The 20,701-nt window shown below is 58.9% G+C and carries 18 protein-coding genes; 6 read left to right on the top strand and 12 right to left on the bottom strand.

Annotated features, from left to right (window positions below; genetic code table 11):
* Positions 1-50 precede the first annotated feature (50 nt).
* Both RBB82_RS21205 and RBB82_RS21200 read left to right on the top strand, forming a co-directional pair.
* The gene (locus tag RBB82_RS21205; RefSeq protein ID WP_433972722.1) at positions 51-425 is read left to right on the top strand and encodes a response regulator; all 375 of its coding nucleotides are present in this window, start codon (positions 51-53) and stop codon (positions 423-425) included.
* A gap of 27 nt (positions 426-452) precedes the next feature.
* Entirely contained in the window at positions 453-2,249 is a 1,797-nt protein-coding gene (locus RBB82_RS21200) for an ATP-binding protein (protein ID WP_433972721.1), read from the top strand.
* 29 nt (positions 2,250-2,278) lie between these two features.
* On the opposite strand, the gene RBB82_RS21195 is transcribed toward RBB82_RS21200, so the two are convergent.
* Positions 2,279-3,325: a threonine aldolase family protein gene (locus RBB82_RS21195; protein WP_433975433.1), complete on the bottom strand. Its 1,047-nt coding sequence runs from the start codon at positions 3,323-3,325 to the stop codon at positions 2,279-2,281.
* A gap of 29 nt (positions 3,326-3,354) precedes the next feature.
* Positions 3,355-4,608 (bottom strand): radical SAM family heme chaperone HemW, encoded by a 1,254-nt coding sequence (gene hemW, locus RBB82_RS21190; protein WP_433972720.1) that lies wholly within the window; start codon positions 4,606-4,608, stop codon positions 3,355-3,357.
* A gap of 96 nt (positions 4,609-4,704) precedes the next feature.
* On the opposite strand from hemW, the gene RBB82_RS21185 reads away from it, so the two are divergent.
* A complete protein-coding gene (locus RBB82_RS21185; protein WP_433972719.1) occupies positions 4,705-5,496 on the top strand; it encodes a DUF1223 domain-containing protein in 792 nt (263 codons plus the stop codon).
* Positions 5,497-5,553: 57 nt separating this feature from the next.
* Positions 5,554-7,611 carry an ABC transporter ATP-binding protein gene (locus RBB82_RS21180; RefSeq protein WP_433972718.1) on the top strand — a complete coding sequence of 686 codons (2,058 nt, stop codon included), beginning with the start codon at positions 5,554-5,556 and terminating at the stop codon, positions 7,609-7,611.
* Here RBB82_RS21180 and RBB82_RS21175 read toward each other — a convergent pair.
* The gene (locus RBB82_RS21175) at positions 7,608-8,417 is read right to left on the bottom strand and encodes an alpha/beta hydrolase (RefSeq protein ID WP_433972717.1); all 810 of its coding nucleotides are present in this window, start codon (positions 8,415-8,417) and stop codon (positions 7,608-7,610) included. The genes RBB82_RS21180 and RBB82_RS21175 overlap by 4 nt on opposite strands.
* Positions 8,414-9,079, bottom strand: coding sequence for a YdeI/OmpD-associated family protein (locus RBB82_RS21170; protein WP_433975432.1), 666 nt, complete (start codon positions 9,077-9,079; stop codon positions 8,414-8,416). Before RBB82_RS21170 ends, RBB82_RS21175 begins: the two co-directional genes overlap by 4 nt.
* An 18-nt stretch (positions 9,080-9,097) precedes the next feature.
* Here RBB82_RS21170 and lpxB point away from each other — a divergent pair, with 18 nt between their 5' ends.
* On the top strand, positions 9,098-10,363 hold the full coding sequence (gene lpxB, locus RBB82_RS21165) for a lipid-A-disaccharide synthase (protein WP_433975431.1): 1,266 nt from the start codon (positions 9,098-9,100) through the stop codon (positions 10,361-10,363).
* Positions 10,364-10,408: 45 nt separating this feature from the next.
* The gene (locus RBB82_RS21160) at positions 10,409-12,391 is read left to right on the top strand and encodes a M1 family aminopeptidase (RefSeq protein ID WP_433972716.1); all 1,983 of its coding nucleotides are present in this window, start codon (positions 10,409-10,411) and stop codon (positions 12,389-12,391) included.
* Here the strand turns inward: RBB82_RS21160 and RBB82_RS21155 are convergent, their stop codons facing one another.
* The 8 genes from RBB82_RS21155 to RBB82_RS21120 form a co-directional block, all read right to left on the bottom strand.
* Complete coding sequence (locus RBB82_RS21155) at positions 12,392-13,060, bottom strand: pentapeptide repeat-containing protein (protein WP_433972715.1); 669 nt, start codon at positions 13,058-13,060, stop codon at positions 12,392-12,394. It lies immediately after the preceding gene.
* Positions 13,061-13,209: 149 nt separating this feature from the next.
* On the bottom strand, positions 13,210-14,451 hold the full coding sequence (locus RBB82_RS21150) for an ABC transporter permease (RefSeq protein ID WP_433972714.1): 1,242 nt from the start codon (positions 14,449-14,451) through the stop codon (positions 13,210-13,212).
* A 4-nt stretch (positions 14,452-14,455) separates the two neighbouring features.
* Positions 14,456-15,712 carry an ABC transporter permease gene (locus RBB82_RS21145; RefSeq protein ID WP_433972713.1) on the bottom strand — a complete coding sequence of 419 codons (1,257 nt, stop codon included), beginning with the start codon at positions 15,710-15,712 and terminating at the stop codon, positions 14,456-14,458.
* Between the two features lie 134 nt (positions 15,713-15,846).
* On the bottom strand, positions 15,847-16,452 hold the full coding sequence (locus RBB82_RS21140; protein ID WP_433972712.1) for a 3-hydroxyacyl-CoA dehydrogenase NAD-binding domain-containing protein: 606 nt from the start codon (positions 16,450-16,452) through the stop codon (positions 15,847-15,849).
* The gene (locus RBB82_RS21135) at positions 16,452-16,637 is read right to left on the bottom strand and encodes a hypothetical protein (protein WP_183761474.1); all 186 of its coding nucleotides are present in this window, start codon (positions 16,635-16,637) and stop codon (positions 16,452-16,454) included. Before RBB82_RS21135 ends, RBB82_RS21140 begins: the two co-directional genes overlap by 1 nt.
* Positions 16,638-16,677: 40 nt before the next feature.
* On the bottom strand, positions 16,678-18,276 hold the full coding sequence (malQ, locus tag RBB82_RS21130) for a 4-alpha-glucanotransferase (RefSeq protein ID WP_433972711.1): 1,599 nt from the start codon (positions 18,274-18,276) through the stop codon (positions 16,678-16,680).
* A 127-nt stretch (positions 18,277-18,403) separates the two neighbouring features.
* The gene (locus RBB82_RS21125; RefSeq protein ID WP_433972710.1) at positions 18,404-18,553 is read right to left on the bottom strand and encodes a hypothetical protein; all 150 of its coding nucleotides are present in this window, start codon (positions 18,551-18,553) and stop codon (positions 18,404-18,406) included.
* A gap of 66 nt (positions 18,554-18,619) precedes the next feature.
* Positions 18,620-20,599: a peptidylprolyl isomerase gene (locus RBB82_RS21120; protein ID WP_433972709.1), complete on the bottom strand. Its 1,980-nt coding sequence runs from the start codon at positions 20,597-20,599 to the stop codon at positions 18,620-18,622.
* Positions 20,600-20,701 lie beyond the last annotated feature (102 nt).

The raw sequence follows: 20,701 nt of genomic DNA, 5'->3' as shown, positions 1-20,701 counted from the left end.
CGTTCGTATACTCTAGAGTAATCCTGCAGGCCGAGACAGGTCGGATATCTATGAAACAAAACTCCCATCTCGTTCTCTGCGTCGACGATGAGCAGATCGGGCTCGAGGTTCGGAAGATTCTGCTGGAGCGCGCAGGATACCGTGTTCTGACGGCCTCCGACGGACCAGCCGGCCTCGAGGTATTCTCCGCCGAGCCGGTAGAGGCCGTTGTCCTCGACTACTCGATGCCCGGAATGCATGGCGGCGAGGTGGCGGTCAAAATGCGCCAGACCAAGCCGCAGGTTCCTATCCTTTTATTGTCCGCTTACATCGGCCTCTCGGCCGAAGTAACCGACGTGGTGGACCTCTACATGACTAAAGGAGAAGGTGCGCCGATCCTTCTGGAAAAGCTATCCAGCCTGCTGGATCCAGTAAGCACCTCCTGAGCAAACCCAAAGGACAGAGAGAGGACCGTGAATCTAAGTCAGTTTAAAACCATCCTGAGACAGGTCTTCCTATTGCCCGTGGTCGCGCTGCTGGTCGTAGCTGGCGCGCTCTACGTTCAGATCAGCGGATCCAACGCGACCGTTAATCTCATTCAGGACTCTGACGCCCGTATCTCGCAGGCGACTCTGGTCTCAAAGCTGATCGTCGATGAAGAATCGGGCTTGCGCGGCTACGAGACGACAGGCGACACAAGGTTTCTGCAGCCCTTCGCCGACGCTGAATCCCGCCTCCAGCAGGAGATTCAGAACCTCGATCAGGTCGCCGGGGCCGACGCCGACCAGAAGCACGACATCGCCGACCTGCGCGACGAACACCAGACCTGGCGCGATGCCTTTGCCCTTCCCATCATCGCAACCGTTCGCGGCGGTGGCCAAACCAACGACGTCGATCTCAACCTTCACGGCAAAGTCCTCATGGACGCCGTTCGTCACGACCTCAACGACATCATTCAGAAGGCCGAAGCCAGCCGCACCCGGCGTATCGCACGGTGGCACCGTCAGGTTCGCTCCATGCTGCTCGGGCTTCTCGTGCTCGCCCTTGGAATGGGTGTCCTGATCGGTCTGTTTACCCGAAGCCGACTTCACGCCGTCTCAGAGGCCTACCAAAGCTCCCTCGACATATTGGGACGCCGGGCAGAAGAGCTCTTCCAATCCGAGCAGCAGTTGCGGACCACACTGAACTCGATCGGCGACGGAGTGATCACCTGCGATGCCGAAGGGCTCGTTCGGCTAATGAATCCCGTCGCCCGCGAGCTCACCGGTTGGAGTCAGACCGAAGCCGACGGCCGCCCTCTGGAAGAGGTCTTCTGCATCGTCAACGAGACGACCCGCGAGCCCATGGAGACGCCTGTCGCCAAGGTCAAGCGCCTCGACAAGACCGTAAGCATGGCCAACCATCACGCGATCCTTCTCCGCAAAGACGGCACCGAGATGGACATCTCCGACAGCGCTGCGCCCATACACGACAAGAAGGGAGAGACCACCGGCATCGTCCTCGTATTTCGCGACATCACACTGGAGCGCAAGACTCAAGAGGCCCTCATGGCGAACGAGAAGCTAGCCGTAGCCGGGCGCCTCGCTGCAACCATCGCGCACGAGATTCACAACCCACTCGATTCTGTCTCGAATCTGCTCTACCTGATGCGCAACGGCGCTTCACAGGAAGAATCTAGTCACTTCATGGATATGGCGGAGCAAGAACTCGCGCGAGTGACGCAGATCAGCCGAGCCATGCTGGGTTTGTATCGTGAGTCGAAGGCTCCAGTAGTCGTCGATCTTAAGGAGATGCTGGAAGAGATTCTCCTCCTGATGGAGAGGCGTCTGAGCGACCTCGGAGTCACGGTCTCAACCGAGATGCCAAAGCCGATCGAGGTCGCGGCCTTCCCCGCTGAACTGCGACAGGTCTTCACCAACCTCGTCACCAACGCCGCAGAAGCAGCAGGTCCCGGTGGCGCCGTGAAGGTGAGTGTTTCGCCACGATGTGCCGGCATCGACGCAATCGGACAGAAGCAACAGCCTGGCGCGACAGTGACAATAGCGGACAACGGCCCCGGCATCCCGGAGGATATACAGCCACACCTCTTCCAGCCGTTCTACACAACCAAAGGTGAACACGGAACCGGGCTTGGACTTTGGGTGAGCCGAGGAATCGTCAATAAACACGGGGGCGCGATAGCCTTGACGAGCAAGACCGGCGTGTCCCACGGCACAGTGCTGAGCGTCTTTCTGGCAACAAATCCGACCATCAACGCCGGCGGCGACTAACCCAACAGACAGTCGCCGCCTCTACTCTCCTACAAAGAACGCAATTGTTCGGTTACGATCGCAGCAGCTTTCTGGCACGCCGCACGATCAACATCGTAATGCGTCACGAGTCGAACGGAATGCGGCCCTGTCATGCTCGCCAACACGCCTTTTTGTTTCAACGCTGCATTGAATGCAGCAGCATCACCGCCTGTCTCCCCGTCTTTACCACGCAGATGGAAGAGAACAATGTTGGTCTCAACAGAATTAAGATCAATCTCCGCAACCTTGGTCTCTGCCGCAACGGCCTCCCCCAGGAGACGCGCATTCGCATGATCTTCTTGCAGTCGTTTCGGCATCTCATGCAACGCAATCAGTCCCGCAGCCGCGAGAATACCCGCCTGCCGCATCCCACCGCCAAGCGCCTTACGATGAATTCGAGCCTGTTCAATCGCCTTCTTGCTCCCAACTAACATCGACCCAACCGGCGCACCCAGCCCCTTCGACAGACAGAACATCACCGTGTCAAATCCGCTCGTCAGCTTCGCCACGCTAATGCCAAGCGACGTCGCAGCATTAAAAACCCGCGCCCCATCGAGATGCACCGGCAGCCCAGCCTCGCGAGCGCCCGCCCAGATCTCTTCAAACACCGGCAGCGGCGTCACCGTACCACCGGCCATATTGTGCGAGTTCTCCAGGCTGATCATGCCCGTCTGAGCACGGTAATAAATCTTCGCGCCAATCGCCGGCTTAATGTGGTTCCACGTAAGAATGCCCCTATCAGCAGCAACAGGCCGCGCCAGGCAGCCCGAAAACGCCGCCATCATCGCCATCTCCCAGTCCAGAACATGCGAGCGCGCCTCGCAGATAACCTCCTGCCCATGCTGCGTGTGCAGGCGAATTGCAATCTGATTCCCCATCGTGCCGGTCGGCACAAAAATCGAAGCCTGTTTCCCAAAGACTTCAGCGGCGTTTTTCTCCAGCCGATTGATCGTGGGGTCTTCACTATAGACATCGTCGCCAACCTCAGCAGAGGCCATCGCCTCACGCATGGCTGGGGTTGGTCGAGTGACGGTGTCGCTGCGCAGGTCAATCATTGTGTTCATTCTCTCCATTGTCTCTTTAGTCATAAATAATTTTGTAATGCCGCCTCAGGTACCAGCAAGCGACTGAACACTTCATTCGAAACGAGACGTCCTTGCGGCGTCAGCCGCACACTATCCGCGTTCATCCGCAATAAACCCGCATCGCAAACTTCAAGAAGAGCGGGCATAGCATCCTTCACCATCGCATCGCCAAACTGGCTCCGCAACTTGTTCAGATCAACACCTTCAACCAGCCGCAACCCTAAAAAAAGCGACTCTTCAAACGCCTCATTGCGTCCAACAATATCAACCTCCGGAACAGCTACCCCCTGATCAGACTTAAACTCAGACTCAACCAGCTGAAACGGCGTCGCAGCAGCCACTTTATTGAGATATCGATCAAGATCGCTCGTGTTGGCAAATCGCACAGCGCCATCGTTGGCGTGCAACATTGAGTGCGCATCGAGACCAAAGCCAACATAAGGCTGTCGCTCCCAGTACTTGAGATTGTGCCGCGACCGATGCCCACGCCGCGCAAAGTTCGAAATCTCATACTGATGCACACCCGCCTCATCAAGCAAAACACAAGCCTGCGAATACCAGTCCGCGGCCTCATCCTCAGTCGGCACAGCTCCAGCACTATAACGAGTTCCCTGCTCCAGCATCTCGCGCCCCAGACGCGACTCCTCATCAATCTCAAGCAGGTAAACGCTGATGTGCGGCGCCTCGCAAGCAATCGCCTGCTCCACCGAGTACCGCCAACTCTGCTCCGTCTGATGAGGCAAACCCACGATCAAATCGACATTGATCTCCTTCAGCCCCGCAGCTCTCACACGAGCAAGCTCCGCTTCACACTGCAGCCGCGTGTGCAAACGTCCAACCGCTGCAGCCTCCTGGTCCACAAACGACTGCACGCCGAAGCTGATTCGATTCATCCCCTGCCGAAGCAACTCATCTAGGGTCTCGTCAGATAACTGTCCCGGCGCACACTCCAGCGTGATCTCCGCATCCGCAGCCACGTCGAACTCTCCGCGCAAATGTTGAAAAATCTGTCCGAACTGGTCCCCCGATAACAAACTCGGAGTTCCCCCGCCAAAATAAATCGTATCCACCGCTCTAGGCAAAGAAACATTCAGGCCCTGTGCCGCAGTTCGCGCCGCACGAATCTCAACGCAAAGCCGCTCCACATACTGTTGCATGCGCTCCCCGCCAAACACTCCCGAGGCAAAGTTACAAAAAGTACACTTTGCCTTGCAGAAAGGAACCGAAATATAGACACCAACAGGTCCAGCCATCAGATCGAAACACCCTCACGCCAATTGTTTCACGGGATTTACCTCTGAGGAGGTAACGAAACCGCCGGCAGCGACTCTAATCCACTAGAGGCTCCCATGCTGCAACTTCGCGCCACAATCATTGCCCTGTCTCTCCCCCTCACGTTGCTTTCCACGGTCAAGCTCCTTCACGCGCAGACAGCAACGCAGACCACATCAAACCGCACCCCGGTCCTGGTAGAACTCTTTACCTCGGAGGGCTGCTCCAGTTGCCCACCTGCGGATGCTCTGCTTGCAACGCTCGACCACGATCAGCCCATCCCGAACGCCGACATCATCATCCTCGGCGAGCACGTCGACTACTGGGACAACCTCGGCTGGCATGACCGCTTCTCTTCCCACCAGTACACCGAGCGCCAGAATCAATACAGTGCCAACCTCAACACCAACGGTGCCTACACCCCACAGATGGTCGTCGACGGAACCGATCAGTTCGTCGGCAACGACGTCGCCCACGCTCAACGCGCCATCATCCACGCCGCCGAGACGGCGAAGCTCAATTTATCCCTCTCGAAGCCAGTCGTAGACGCGCGAAAAGTCTCCGCTGCGGTCACCTTATCTGCCACCCAGTCTCATCCGAACGGCGACCTCTACGCCGCGCTCGTTGACCCCGTAGACACAACGGACGTTCGCAAAGGAGAAAACGGCGGCCGCCACCTGCAGCACGCTGGCGTAGTACGCAGCCTCCAACGCATCGGCAATCTAAAGCAGCTCAACACCGCCCCACTCTCGTTCAGCCTTGACGCCCCCACAGACGCGAAGGTAGCCGACATGCGCATCGTCGTCTTCGCTCAGCAAAGTGGCCAGGGAAAGGTGATCGGCGCGGTTGAAACGCCCGTAAAACCCTAGCGGTGCGTACCTTCCGAATCCGACCGTCTGCTTAAGCATCTAGAATAGAGATAGCCCATGGCAGACGAACAGAAACCGAAAGACGCTAAGGAACAGTCCGCGAAAAAGCCCTCGCAGGACGACGAAGTCGCGGGCAAAGCCTATGACGCCCGCCTTATGCGGCGTCTCCTCACCTATCTCAAGCCCTACAAGCTCCAGACGGGCCTATCCGCTCTGACCATTCTCTTCAAGGCCTCCAGTGACGTTATGGGGCCGTACCTGGTCAAGGTCGCTGTCGACACCTACATGACCGACACCCCGCCAGCAAAGCTCTCCTGGCTTGCGCGGCACATCAGCTCCAAACCCATGACGGGCATCACCCAGATCGGCTGTCTCTACCTCGGCGCCCTGCTCCTCACCTACGTCCTTGAGTTCCTCCAGACCTACATGATGCAGTGGACCGGCCAGAAGATCATGTTCGATCTCCGCAGTCAGATCTTCCGCCACCTCCAGCGCATGCAGCCCGCGTTCTTCGATCACAACCCCGTAGGCAAGCTGGTCACGCGCGTAACTTCAGACGTCGACGCTCTCAACGAGATGTTCACCTCCGGCGTCCTCGCCATCTTTGAAGACATCTTCGTTCTCCTCTTCATCGTCCTCATCATGCTGCGAATGAGCTGGCCACTGGCGCTGCTTGCGCTCTCGGTTATTCCGGCGATCCTCTACGTCACAAAGATCTTCCGTCGCCACGTCCGCGACAGCTACCGTCGCCAGCGCGCCGCCACCGCACACATCAACACGTTCACGCAAGAGTACGTCTCCGGCATGTCTATCGTGCAGCTCTTCAACCGCGAGCGCCGCGCCTTCAACGACTACTCCGCCGTCAACGCAGAGAACAAACAAGCCTGGACCGACGCCATCTTCGCCTACGCCGTCTACTACCCCGTAGTCGAGTTCCTCAGCGCAACAGCCATCGCACTCATTATCTGGCGCGGCGGCATCTCCGCTCTGCACTACCTCCAGGCCACACAACTACACGAGCTTCAGCCCATACTCCACGCGCTCCCGAAGGCCAGCAGCGTCGTCACTGTCGGCATCCTCATCGCATTCATCCAATACGCACAGCGCTTCTTCCGGCCCATTCAGGACCTCAGCGAAAAGTACAACATCCTCCAGGCCGCAATGGCCGCCAGCGAGCGAGTCTTCAAGCTCCTCGACACCGAACCCACCATCGTCTCGCCACCATCGCCCGTCGCAGGCGACAACTCCGGTCGCGTCGAATTCCGCAACGTCTGGTTCACCTACGAATCGCTCGAAGAATTCGAGCGCAACACCATCGCCAGCGCAACCGACGAAGAACTCAGCAACCAGACCGGCATAATGGCGGGTATCCGGCCCATCGAGTGGATCCTTCGCGGCGTAACCTTCACCGTAGACCCGGACGAAACAGCAGCTATCGTCGGTCACACCGGCGCTGGCAAAACCACGATCACCGGCCTCATGATGCGCTTCTACGACATCCAGCACGGCAGCATCCTCGTCGATGGCGTCGACGTCCGCGAGCAAGACCTAAAGAAACTCCGCCAGCGCTTTGGCGTCGTCCTGCAGGATCCATTCCTCTTCACCGGCACCATCTCCGACAACATCCGCCTCGGCTCCAAGTGGATCACCGACGAGCGCCTCCAGCGCGCCGCCGACGAGGTCAACGTAGGCGACTTCATTCGCAGCCTTCCGCTCCAGTTTCAAGAGCCCGTCCGCGAACGCGGCGCCACTCTCTCCACCGGCCAGAAGCAGCTCATCAGCTTCGCCCGCGCCCTCGCTCACGATCCCGGCATCCTCATCCTCGACGAAGCCACCTCTTCAGTCGACACCGACACCGAACTCCGCGTCCGCCTCGCGCTCTCCCGCATGATTACCGGGCGCACCTCCATCCTCATCGCCCATCGCCTCTCCACCATCCAGCGCGCCGACACCATCCTCGTCATGCACAAAGGCCAGCTCCGCGAGCGCGGCACCCACCAGCAGCTCCTCACCGGACGCGGCCTCTACTGGAAGCTCTACCAACTCCAGTACCGCGACCAGGAGCTAGGTGCCGGAGGCGACGCCGTCCCCCTTCAACCCATCAGCGCCGACTAATCTCCCGTCGACAACTGCTCCGCAACGACCCTCGAAGTGATCCGCATCGCCCACTCCACGATTGGTCGCCAATATACCTCCGTAGGCAAGTAGACCGGCCCATCGTGCGCAAATCCAGAAGCAATGATCAACTCCCCTCTCTCCCCACAAGCCTCATGGACTCGCTTGGCCATGCTCACAGGAAATAGTAGATCCGCATCGCTGTGGACCACCAGAACCGGAGCTGTTCCCTCACTTACCCGGCGAACGTTATGCCAGACTTCGGGCATAGCATGCGTCATCCAACGCCGAAACCCAAACGCAAGCGCTGCCTCTCGAAGCGTGGAATACCCTTGGCAAATTACGACGCCATCAACCTCGAGCTTCGGCGCAACTGCCGAAACCACGCCGCTGCCAAGAGAAAAACCGAGCAGAAAAATAGACCTGTGCCCGCGCCCCTTCAACTCACCATAAGCTGCAATCGCATCTTCTTCGCAGTTCGCCGCGCTCACTCTTCCTGTACTCGCGCCATACCCGGAGTAGTTGAACACGAGCGACGAGATGCCCATCGCCTTCAGCAACTTCTGGACGCCACTCCAGTACTCAACCTGCTCTCCAAGCCCATGACAGATCAGAAACACCGGTGCATCATCGCTCGCTCGAACATACACAGCAGACAGATCTCTGCTTCCGCTTCGAATCGTCAGACGCTCCTGCTCGAACACGAACGCATCGAGCAAACGTTGCATCTCGCCATTCTCGCGGTCTCTTCGAAGAAACACCCGGCCGATCACATCCAGCGCAACAGAAAGAACGCGATCTCTCATCTCTCGGCCACCTTCAAACACTCTTCCACCAGCTTCTTCACCCGCTTCTCGCGAGCCTCTGGGCTCTGATAGTAGAAGATCGCCAGCAACCCATTCCTCCTCTGCGTCACCGTCATCAACTCCCACCCCTTACGCGCAGCAGGCATCCTCTGAAACGCTACCTCCAACACCGGCGGCAGCACCTTCTCTCCCTCCATTGTCAGCAACATCCGCTCCGCCATCTGCTCCGCGCGCCGCACCCGAGCCTCATCTCCCTTCACCGCCCCCAGCCACTTTCCCACCTCATACTGCATCGACTCGCTCTGTTCTCCAAACCACTTCGCCAGCTTCTTCTCCCGCTTCAGCAGCCGCTCGAACTCAGGCGTAACAACCGCCTCGCGCTCCTCCAGGTCCGGCTCGACCGCAAAGTCCACCATTGCCCCAACCTTCGCCCCCGCAGCCGCCTGCATCTTCTTGTTCACCAGAATGTAGTACCCACCCCGAACCGCATCCGCAAACAGCGACGTCCGAAACACCTCTCCCCCCACCTCCACCTTCACCCTGAGCCGCACCATCTTCTTCCACGCCGTCTGTGCATCGAACGGCAGCCACACAATCACCCACCCCAGCCCATTACTGGCCGGCTCCAGCACCGCGCGAAAGCGCTTCGTCCCACTTGCCATGCAAGCACCTCCAGAAGAATCTACACTGGTTCCATCGCCACCACCTCCAACCCGCGAATCTTTCTCTCTGCCGGCGAAGCCAGCGGCGACCACTACGGCGCCCAGCTCCTCGCCGAACTCCGCACCCGCCACCCTGACCTCACCAGCTTCGGCCTCGGCGGCAAAGAGATGGAGGAAGCCGGCCTCGACCGCATCGTCCGCGCCGAAGACGTAGCCCACATGGGCATCACCGAAGTCATTCGGCACATGCCCAACATCTACAGCAAGTACCGCCGCCTCGTCGCCTCCATCCAAAAACGCCGCCCCGAAGTCGCCATCCTCATCGACTTCCCCGACGTCAACTTCCGCCTCGCCCGCGAACTCAAAAAACTAAACATCCCGGTCATATACTTCGTCAGCCCCCAGCTCTGGGCCTGGAAGCGCCGCCGCCTCCAGTGGGTTCAGCAGCGCGTCACCCGCATGATGGTCATCTTTCCCTTCGAAGAAAGCTTCTACCGCGCCCGCCACGTCAACGCCACCTTCGTCGGCCATCCCTTAGCCGAACTTCCCCTGCCCACTATCTCCCGCGAACACTACGCCGCCGCCCACAACCTCAGCTTAGCCAAAGAGTGGATCGCCCTCGTCCCCGGAAGCCGCTGGAAGGAGGTCACAGCCAACCTCCCCACGATGTACCACGCCACCAAAATCTTAAGCAGCCACTATGAGTTCCTGCTTCCAGTAGCCACCACGCTCGATGCGGCTCAAGTCCAGCACCTGGTCACAGAACTCCAGACGAAGTTCACCGAACACCCTCGCACTATCCGTCTGGTCCCCGACGCCCGCGAAGCCCTCCACCACGCCCGTGCCAGCGTCGTCGCCAGCGGCACCGCCACCGTCCAGGCAGCCGTCATCGGCAACCCCTTCATCGTCGTCTATCGCGTCTCTACCCTGACCTTCCGGCTCGCAAAGCGCCTCGTCCACTACCCTCCCGAGGTCTGGCCACCCTCCCGACGCGACACAGAGACAAACCTTCCCATCGCCATGGTCAACCTCATCGCCGGCCGCCGGATCGTGCCCGAACTCCTCCAAACCCACTTCACTCCCCACGGAGTGGCCTCCGCCCTACGGCCCCTGCTCGACAACACCCCTGACCGCGAACTGATGATCGCCAACCTCGCAGAAATCCGCCACATCCTCCGCCCCGCCTCCAATTTGACCGCCATCCAGCAGGTTTGCAACGCAGTCGAAGAGCTTTTGCCCGGAAAAGCCCTCAAAAGTGGCCCAAACGAAACTGCAAGCGTCTAATGAGTCGACCGCTGTACCATGATGTTTTGAGGAAACTTAGCCTGCATGTCTGCTCTCTTCCGCATCCCTCGAACTCCGGCCCTGATCGCGCTCCTGTTCTGCCTCTTCACGGCCACGGTATGGGCCGCCCCGGCAAAGCCTCAGCTCCAAATCACCAACTACGTCATCAGCGCTGACCTCGACCCCTCCGTCAACCGCCTCACCGCCACCGCCGACGTCACCTTCACCGCGCTCGAAGACCTCACAGCCCCCACCTTCGAACTGAATAACGGCCTCCAACTCACCAAAGTCACTGACGCCAAAGGTCAGCCACTCGAATCCGAACGACTCACCAACAACAGCACAGTCCGCTTCACCCTAGTCACCCCGCTGCCCAAAGGCACCAGCACCACCTTCCACTTCGAATACGCAGGAACCCTGAAAGGCTCCGAGACCAGTCCCGTCGAAGGCATCAAGCTCGCCTCCATCGAAGACCCCATCAGCATCCTCCTCTACGCCGGTCGCTGGTTCCCCATGACCGGCCTCTTCACCAACCGCTTCACCTCCGAGATGCACATCCGCGTCCCCGCCGACTTCCGCGTCGTCGGCTCCGGTACCGGAGTAGCAGCGGCCAAGAGTCTCCCCGGCAACCGCACCGAACACACCTTCAAGTGGTCCAAGCCCGGATTCCCCGGCACCATCATCGCCGGCAAGTTCATCGAACCCATCACCGCCGGCAACATGCGCGTCTACGTCACCGAAAAGCACAAAGAGTATGCCCACGACTTCGCCAGCCAGGCCGAGCGCGAGTACCTCTTCATGTCCGGCACCTTCGGCCAGCCCGAATCCACCCACATGAACCTCGTCGAGCTCCCCGACGACGCCGTCTCCGCCGCATGGGCCCCTGAGATCGCCGCCATCGCTGGAGGCCGCATCGCCGCCCGCAACGAACAGCGCCTCCTCTCCAACACCCTCGCCCACCAGTGGTGGGGCAGCCAGGTCTCCCCCGCCACCATGAACGACGCATGGATCACCAACGGCATGTCCCGCTACACCGAGCTCATGTACCTCGAAGACTCCGCCGGCAAAACCGCCTTCCAGAACGCCATCACCGACATCTCAGCCGGCGCCCTAGCCTACGACACCGAGCCCCTCACCACCATAGGCCGCCTCGACCCCTTCTCCCCTCAGTTCCAATCCATGACCCTCGAAAAAGGTGCCATGGTCTTCCACATGCTCCGCTGGGAGATGGGCAACGAAGTCTTCCTCAAGTTCCTCCGCACCCTCATCACCCAGTACACCGACAAATCCATCCACACCTCCAACGTCGAAACCCTCGCTCAGGCTCAATCCAACCTCGAGCTTCAGGCCTTCTTCGCCCAGTGGCTCGACGGCACCGGTGCCCCCGCATTCGCTGACAAATACTCCGTCTTCCGCCTCGGCGACAACAAAGGCTTCCGCACCGTAGGCGCAATCACCCAGGACCTCGACCTCTTCCGCATGCCGATCGAACTCCGCATCGAGACCGACGGCAAAACCGAGATTCGCCGCGTCGACGTCTCCGGCTCCGACTCGCAATACTCCATCGAAACCTTCGGTCGCCCGCGTCGCATCAGCATCGATCCCGAGAACTGGCTCCTGAAGAGCACACCCGATCTCGCCGTGCGCGTCGCGGTCCTCCGCGGCCAGCAGCAAGTCGCCCAGGGAGACCTCACAGCCGCCCTAATCGAGTATCAGAAAGCGCTAGACGCGAACAAAAACAGCTCACTCGCCGCATATCGCATCGGCGAAATCTTCATCATGCAGCGCAATTATCAATCCGCAGCCAACTCCTTCCGCGACGCCCAACGCGGCGACGGCGACCCCAGGTGGGTCGAGGTCTGGAGTCACATCGAACTCGGCCGCATCTTCGACTGCACCGGTCAGCGTGATCGCGCCGTAAACGAGTACCGCCTCGCCGTCCAGACCAACGACAACACCCAGGGCGCCATCAACGAGGCGCGCGCACTCATGCAGGCCCCCTACAAGTGCCAACGCAACGACAACTAACTACGCAATTCGTATACCCAAAAGAGGAGCGAACAGCATCGCCTGCGACGCATCAACCACCGCGCCCTTGATGTCCTCCGCATTCAACTGCATCCCATCCACCACAGACCCGCGCAGGTCCGCATCCACAAGCGTGCTCTTACTCATCTCTGCGTTGCGAAGATTGCACCGCCGGAACCGCGCTCCTGAAAGATCCGCTCCATAGAAATCCGCATCTTCAAAGTTGCAAGCCTCAAACTCCGACGATTTGAAGAGTGAAAACCGAAACTGCGAGTACCTCTGATCTCCCTCCGAGATCAAGACATCCTGACACTCCAGCTTCCCCGCACGAAACCCCGTCATCCGGCAGTTGATAAATTCAACTCTCACCAGGCTCATAGCTCTGGCCTCTAAATTTCCGAGGTCGCAATTCACCAGACGCACATCCGCCAGCTTGATCGAACCAAAGACACTGTTCGACAGGTTGACGCGTTCGACCACCGAATCCTCTATAAAAAGCGAGTCAATCGTCCGGTTCTCCAACTGCGTCCCTTCAATCAAACTATCGGAGATCGACACAACATCGCGTGCAAACAAAGCCTCAGCATTCGCCGCCGCAACCATCTCTCGCTGAATCTCAGGCTCTCGACGATGGAACACAAACTCTTTAGGACTTTTCGCCTGCTTCAACGCGCCTCCGCGAATCGTAGATGGCCAACAGCAGCATACCGCCGATAGACAGTCTTCATGCTAGCCAACTTTCGCGAACTCCGCACATCACTTTGATAATGGAATGAGCAGTACCGAACAACGAGATCTTCGCACCAAAGCGCAGTCCCCTACTCGTACCGCAGCGCCTCAATCGGATCCAGACTCGCAGCCTTCAACGCCGGAATCATCCCGCTGATCGTTCCCACGATCACCAGAATCACCGTGGCCACCAGCACACTGTTTGGCGAAATCAGCAGATGAATATCGCCCGCATCGGCATTCGAAGCCAACGCACTGTAAAACGTAATCTTCCCCACGCCCTTTGCCACCGCGTAGGCCAGCGCAATCCCGCCCACTCCGCCCACGCCCGAAATCACCAGCGCCTCCGCCAAAAATTGCATCAGGATATGCCGCTTCCGCGCACCCAACGCCTTCTCCACGCCAATCTCACGCGTCCTCTGCTGCACGCTGACCAGCATGATGTTCATCAGCCCAATACCCGCAATCCCCAGCGTCAGCGCACCAATGAACGACAGCAAAACCTGCAACCCAAGCGAGATGATCCGAAACTGTGTCAACTGCTCCATGATGTTCGCCACAAACACAGCGCGCCGATCGCTCGGCCTGTACCCATGCGCTGCCGCGAGCGTCTTGCGCAGCGCCGTCTCCACCATCTTCGGGTCGCCCTTGTAGTCCATCCAGATCCCATCGAGATACTTCGTATCTTTAATGTCCCCCATCGTCGTAAACGGCACATTGATCTGCCGATTGATATCGCTGTCGTCGCCCTCCTGCATCTTCGCCGTCATCACGCCCACAACCTCGAAGCTCACGCCATTCAGTCGAATCTTCTCCCCAATCGCATACAGCCCCGAGAACAATTTCATCTTTGCCTCAGACCCGATCACCGCAACATGCGCTCGCTGCTGCACATCTGCCTCTGTCAGCAGGCGTCCCTGAGCCACGTCGATCCTCTGTATCGACTGCAGGTCCGGCATGATCCCCGTCACATCCCAGTTATAGCTATGCAGATCGTTCTGCACCGGCACAGTCTTATCAACCGTCGGCGAAACCCGCATCACTCCCGGCACCGTCTCCTGTATCCGCTCTACATCCTCTTGCTGCAGTCGAACCTGCACACCCGCCTTCGATCCACCCGCCTGTTCACTCGTCCGCCCAGGAAACACGCCGATCATGTTCGTGCCAAACTGCGCAAAGATATTCTCGAACGCCTGCCCAAACCCCGCGCCATAGGCCAGCAACAGCACCACCGTCGCGATACCCCACGCCATACCCACAATCGTAATCAGCGTACGTCGGCGATTGAACTTCATCGCCTCAATCGCCTGCCCAAGGATGTCGCTCAGCATGTCCTTATTCCTTTCGCAGTGCTTCCACCGGCTGCAGCATCGCCGCCTGCCGCGCCGGGTACAGACCAGCCACAATCCCACACAGCGTCAGCGTCCCCATCGCCATCGCTGCAGACCACGGCACCAGCCGCGGCGGATCGAACCCCATATCGTTATTCCCCACGGCTGCCCCAAGCGCTGCCATCAGCGCCGCCGCACCCATAATCCCGATAAACCCACTCAACGCCGTAAGCGTCAGCCCCTCAAGAAAGAACTGAAACAAAATGCTCCGATTGGTAGCTCCCAGCGCCTTCCGCAGACCAATCTCCTTCGTCCTCTCCGTCACCGTCACCAGCATGATGTTGATGATCCCCACCGCACCCAGCGCCAGCGTCACAATCCCCACTCCACCCAGAAACACGTCCATCGCCGTAAAGATCATCCCCACCATACGATTCGACTTGATCGTGTCCCACTCTTCGAAACCCTCTTTCCTCGCCGGATCAAACCCATGCCGCGCCGCGATGATCTTATGCACTTCAGACTTCGCCGTCTCGTTCAAATCCTCCGTCAGCGGCTGATACTGAATCGACGAAATAGAATCTTCAGGAATGTTGTCCCCCGTGATCGGAAAGAACTCCTGCATCGTCGTCAACGGAATGTAGATCTTCTGATTATCCCCATCGTTATTTCCGCGTCCCACCTTCTTCGCGACCCCTATCACCTGAAACCGATACCCATTCAGCGTAATAAAAGCCCCCAGCGAAGGGTGCCCGGAAAACAGAAGACCCTCCATCTTCTGGCCCAGCACAACGACCTGCCTCCGCTGCGTAATATCCTGCTCGTTGAGGAATCTACCCTGCGCGATCGGCAGATTCCGTATCTCCGGGTAGTTGAGCTCAACCCCCATCACCTGTCCGCCAGCGCTTGAAAACTCGCTCACCTGCTTCAAATCGCTACGATTGATGATCGAAGTCAGAGCGCGCACATCGGGCGCCTCCGACCGAATCGCCGCCGCATCGCTCATCGTCAACTTATACGGACGCATCCCCACATGCTGCTCCGGCAAAACAGGAATCGTTCCACCCCACATCATGATCACGTCGGTGCCCAGCTCAGCCAATCCCCTGCGTTGCCCGGAGCGAAACCCCTCACCCAGGCCAATCAGCAACAGCAACGAAGCCACGCCCCACGCAATGCCGAACATCGTCAGAAACGACCGCAGCTTGTTAGCACCGATCGATCGAAACACCTGAGCGAAGATATTGATAAGTGCGCGCATGGGCTCTGGTTGGACGAAGACTCTCTGCTGTTGTCTACGCAAAGTCATGGGAAACGGTTCCCTGCCGTGACGAAATTAACACTGTCGAAACCCTGCTCACACAACGCGAGATAGAAACACAAGAAGGGAAAGGACTACCGACCAGCAATCGACGCGTTCTTCATCAGCACCGGAACATCAGGATCAGTCTCCGCCAGCACATCAACTCCCAGCCTGCGTAAAAACCGACCCATCGCCAAGAGTACCGAATCATTCGCCGCAGCGGGATACAACATCCGAACCATAGGCGCCTCAGAGTCACCCCCGCGCACCAGGTTCCCCCGCACAGCAACGCACCGATCCGGCCGATACACACACGACGCCAGATCCGTAATGCTCAACGCATAGCTCGGCGTACACAGAATCGTCTTCGGCGGAGCCATACGATCGATCATGCTGAAGATCTCGAGCTTCGACTCCAGCTCATCCGGCACAAAGTCCACCGCAACATCGGCCTCACGCACGGCATCCTCTACCGTCGACGCCAGCTCCAGACTTCCCGCGTGTCCCGAGACGACACTCGCGCTCATATCCGAATACTCAGCCTCAGCCCGCCGCAGATTCGCCGGCATCACATCTTCCAGTACCACATCGAGGCCCGCAGCAGCACACGCTAAAGCAAAGCTGCGGCCGGCCACCCCGGCTCCGATGATCGCAACCCTCTCGATCTCGAAGCTCGTCCGGGCGCCGGCCGCTTCCATTACTTTTTGCTCGCGACAGCCGTGATCACTGACTCATAGCTCGGCTCTGCACCCTTGATATGCTCGGACACGCGCTGGCGCTCCTCCTCTGTCAGCGACGGCAGTACCGCGAGAATGCGGCGCAGCGTTACTGAGATGTCATCAACGTAGTTCATAGTGCGGATTGCTTCGCCAGAGAGAGGCATGCTTTGGTGCTCCTGAAAGATTGAAGATACTTGTTCCAGTCTAAACGGTTGTGCCCAGCTCTGCCCGTTTCGACGCCTCCTCCACCGGTTTACCCGCTTCGACGCCCTCCGTCGGCTTCTCCCACCCGTCGCGGTCGGTCATCACCATCAGATCGGCAAGCTGAACCGCAAAGTCAGCATGCAGCGCATCAGGACTGTAACGCCACGTCCAGTTCCCCGCCCCCGCCGAAGGCGTATTCATCCGCGCCTCGCTCCCCAGATGCAGCACATCCTGCAGCGGAAACACACACAGATTCGCCACCGACCGCGCCGCCGCCCGAATCATCGCCCACACAACCTCTCCATCGTGATCGATCCTCTGCAGATACGTCTGAACGTTCGCACGCTCCGCGTCGCTGATGTCATCCCGCCACCAGCCCTGCGTCGTATTGTTGTCATGCGTTCCCGTGTACGCCACCGAGTTCGGAACATACCGATGCGGCAGATAAAGATGTGCTCCGCGATCCGAAAATCCAAACTGCAGAATCCTCATCCCCGGCATCCCAAAGTGCTCCCGCAGCTCATCCACCTCAGGCGTAATCAGCCCCAGGTCCTCCGCCACAAACGGCAACTCCCCACCAAACACATCCTTCAGCCTCTGAAACAGCTCATGCCCCGGAGCCTTCACCCACTGGCCATTGATCGCCGTCTCCTCCTCCGCAGGAATCGACCAGAAGGCCTCAAATCCACGAAAGTGATCCAGCCGAATAATGTCGTACAACGTCAGAGCACGACGAATCCGTGCCACCCACCAATCGAATCCCCGCTCCTTCAGCAGCCCCCACTTATAAAGTGGATTCCCCCACCTCTGCCCCGTCGCAGAAAAGTAATCCGGCGGCACACCCGAAACTCGTATCGGCTTCAGATCTTCATCCAGCTCGAACATATCCGGATGCGTCCATACATCGGCGCTGTCGTAGTTCACAAAGATCGCAACATCCCCCATGATGCGAATCTTCCGCTGCGCACAATACCCCCGCAACGTACACCACTGTTCATTGAAGAAGAACTGAATCACTTGTTCGAGCGCCAACTCCCGCCCGCGTTCGTTCAGCACTTTGCCCAAAGCGTCCTGTTCCCGCCGCGCAAACTCTGCCGGCCACTCATGCCAGCTCGCATACCCATACGTCCGCCGCAACACGTTGAAAATCGCATAGTCCTGCAGCCACGAGCTATTGGTCTCGCAGAACTTCTGAAATCTCGCCCGCTTATCATCCGGCGCACGATCCAGAAAGTTCTCCGCCGCCTCTTCAATCAGCGGCAGCTTCAGCCGAAACGCCGCATCAAAATCAGCCGGACCCTCAGCCCCCGGCAACCCTGCAATCTTCTCTCCCGCAATCCACCCATCGCGCACCAGCCACTCCAGGCTGATCAGCACCGGATTCCCCGCAAACGCCGACAGCGCCGAATAAGGCGAGCTCCCATACCCCGTCGGGCTCAGCGGCAACACCTGCCACAGTCTTTGCTTAGCCTCAGCCAGAAAATCCACGAACGCATACGCCACCGGACCGAAGTCGCCTACTCCACCATACGAAGGCAACGACGTAACATGCAGCAAAACCCCCGACAACCGCTCTTGATTTGTTGCTTCCCCACTCATCCTGCCCCCTCGTTGTAGCTGCACCCTATGATGCCAGAATCCAGCACAGCTGATGCGCTCATCCTGAGGAAAGGAACCCTCGTCGCTTCCTCTATCGGCACAAGCACTCCAGAGGCCGAATGCACAATCATCTGCCAAAGCGAAGAAGCCGCCGAGGAACCACCAACTTCGCCGCAATCGACCCTAACGCACCACCAGACAGCGTCTCCCACGCTCGCGCCACCAGCACGACCCACGAGTGGTCGCCAGAAGCAGCCAGTGTCACGACGAGCGACATCCGTATCAAAACGCAGAAAAATGCCCTGGGGAGTCAATCCCAGGGCATCCTTCACGCTTCAACTAGCTACTGGCCGCCAAACGGTGTCCCACCCGGCGCAGCCTGCTTCTTCGAGAACCGCACCGCTCCGCTCTTCTCGTACTTCGTCGTCAGCTCACCGATATACACACGGAAGATCTCCTCCCGCTGCTCGTTCAGAAGCTTCTCACGAGTCGCAGCAAGGTTCTTCGTGATGTCGTCAGCGGTCGGCTCCTGCTTGTCGGTCACGCTCAGCACCACACCAGCACGCCCAACATTGAGCGGCGCCGAAATCGCACCCTTAGGCAGCGAGAAGGCCACCGCTCCCGGACCACTCATCGATCCAAGATCCGGCACCTGAGCATCCTTGCCAACCAGTTCGCTAGACTTCAGTGGAATGTTCATCTCCGCCGCAGCCTTCTTCAGGTCGTTCAGCACCTTCGCGCGATCCTCCAGCTTGTTCAGCTGTGCGCTCAGCAACTGAGGAACCTGCTGCTCCCGATAATCCTCAAGAATGTGCGACTTGTAGTCCGCAAACTCCGGAGCATGCGCCGCCTTGATATCCGTCACCTGGAACACGGCAAACCCATCGCCGGTAGCCACCGGAGCCGGGTCCGCGCCCTTCACTACCGAGAAAGCCTGCGTCAGCAGCGGAGCACCATCAGCCAGCCCGGGAATCACGCCGTCCTTGGCAACAAAGTCCGTCGTCACCGCGTGCAAGCCCTTCGCTGCCGCAGCCTTCTCCAGACCATTCTTCTTCGCATCAGCCGCCAGCGATGACGCAAACGTCTGCTCCGCCGCCCCGGCCTTCTGTTGTTCGAGCAACGGCACAATCTCCGCCTTCACCTCGGACACCGGCCGCAGGTGCGCCGTCTTCTTCTCTTCCACCTGCAGAATGTGATATCCAAACTGCGTCTTCACCAGATCCGACGTCTGCCCCGGTGCCAGCGTAAACGCCACCTTATCGAACTCTGGCACCGTCTTGCCGCGATCCAGCCATCCCAGCTCGCCGCCCTGGGTCTTGCTGCCCGGGTCATCCGAGTTCTTGCTCGCCAGATCCGCGAAGTTCCCGCCAGCCTTGATCTGCTTCAGAATGTCCTCAGCCTTCGCCTTACCTGCAGCGTCGGTCTTGGCATCCGCACCCGAAGGCACTGCAATCAGGATGTGCCGAACCTTCACCTGCTCCTTCACCTGATACTGATCCTGATGCGCGTTGTAGTAAGCCTGCACATCCGCATCCGAGATCTGCGGCTTGCCTCCCGGCAGATTCGACGTGTCGAACGAGACATACTCAATCTTCCGCGTCTCCGGAACCGCCGTCGCATACTTCGCCGCATTCGTCTTGAAGAAGCTCGCCAGCTCCGCATCCGAAGGATTGATCGTCTTCCGAACCTCGTCCGACGAAACCACGGCATAGTCGAACTTCACCTTCGTCCCATCGACCTTGTACGCCTCGCGCACGGCGTTATCCGAAACCGTCACGCCGCCCGTAATCAGCGCCTGCAGCCGGTTCAGCTCCATGTCGCTCTTCACCTGCGACTCGAAGTCTCCACGTGTCGTCTGAAACGCGCTCTGCACAAAGTTCATGTAAGCGTCATCGCCGATGTAATTGCCATTCGGAAACAGGTACTGCGCGAACGGCCCCGTCTGCAGCTCCCGACGCAGGTCTTCATCGCTCACCTGCAGATTCATCCTGTCCGCTTCATGCTTCAGAATCGCCCGCTGCACCAGAATCTGACCCGCGCGCGGAATGAAGTAAGGCAGCAGCGCGTCAGGAAAATGCTGTTGCTGCAACTGCCTGCTCGCCAGCTGGTTCACTTCGACCGTCTTGATTGGAGTGCTCTCCCCGAAGACGCGCCCAAAGTATCCCGGCTGTTTCACTGTGGCAAACACGGCCGAGTCGTTGGCCGTCGCGTTGTCAAAGATGCCGGGCACCAGCGTAATCACCATCGTGATCACTGCGAACCCAATAATGACGGCGAAGATGATCTTCGTGATGCGATTGTCCTGCTGCAGAATACGAATCATGCTGAACTAAAACCTTCACTTCGCGCGACACCGCCTCCCGCTAAGGATTTGGCCGCGTGCCCGGGATTTTGCGTGACCTTGCGGGGAGGTCTTTCGACCAGC

Origin of the sequence: Tunturiibacter lichenicola (assembly GCF_051013355.1) — a bacterium.
GTDB classification, from domain to species: domain Bacteria; phylum Acidobacteriota; class Terriglobia; order Terriglobales; family Acidobacteriaceae; genus Edaphobacter; species Edaphobacter lichenicola_F.
The sequence above is the reverse complement of the archived record's forward strand: the minus strand, read 5'-3'. Positions and strand labels throughout refer to the sequence as shown.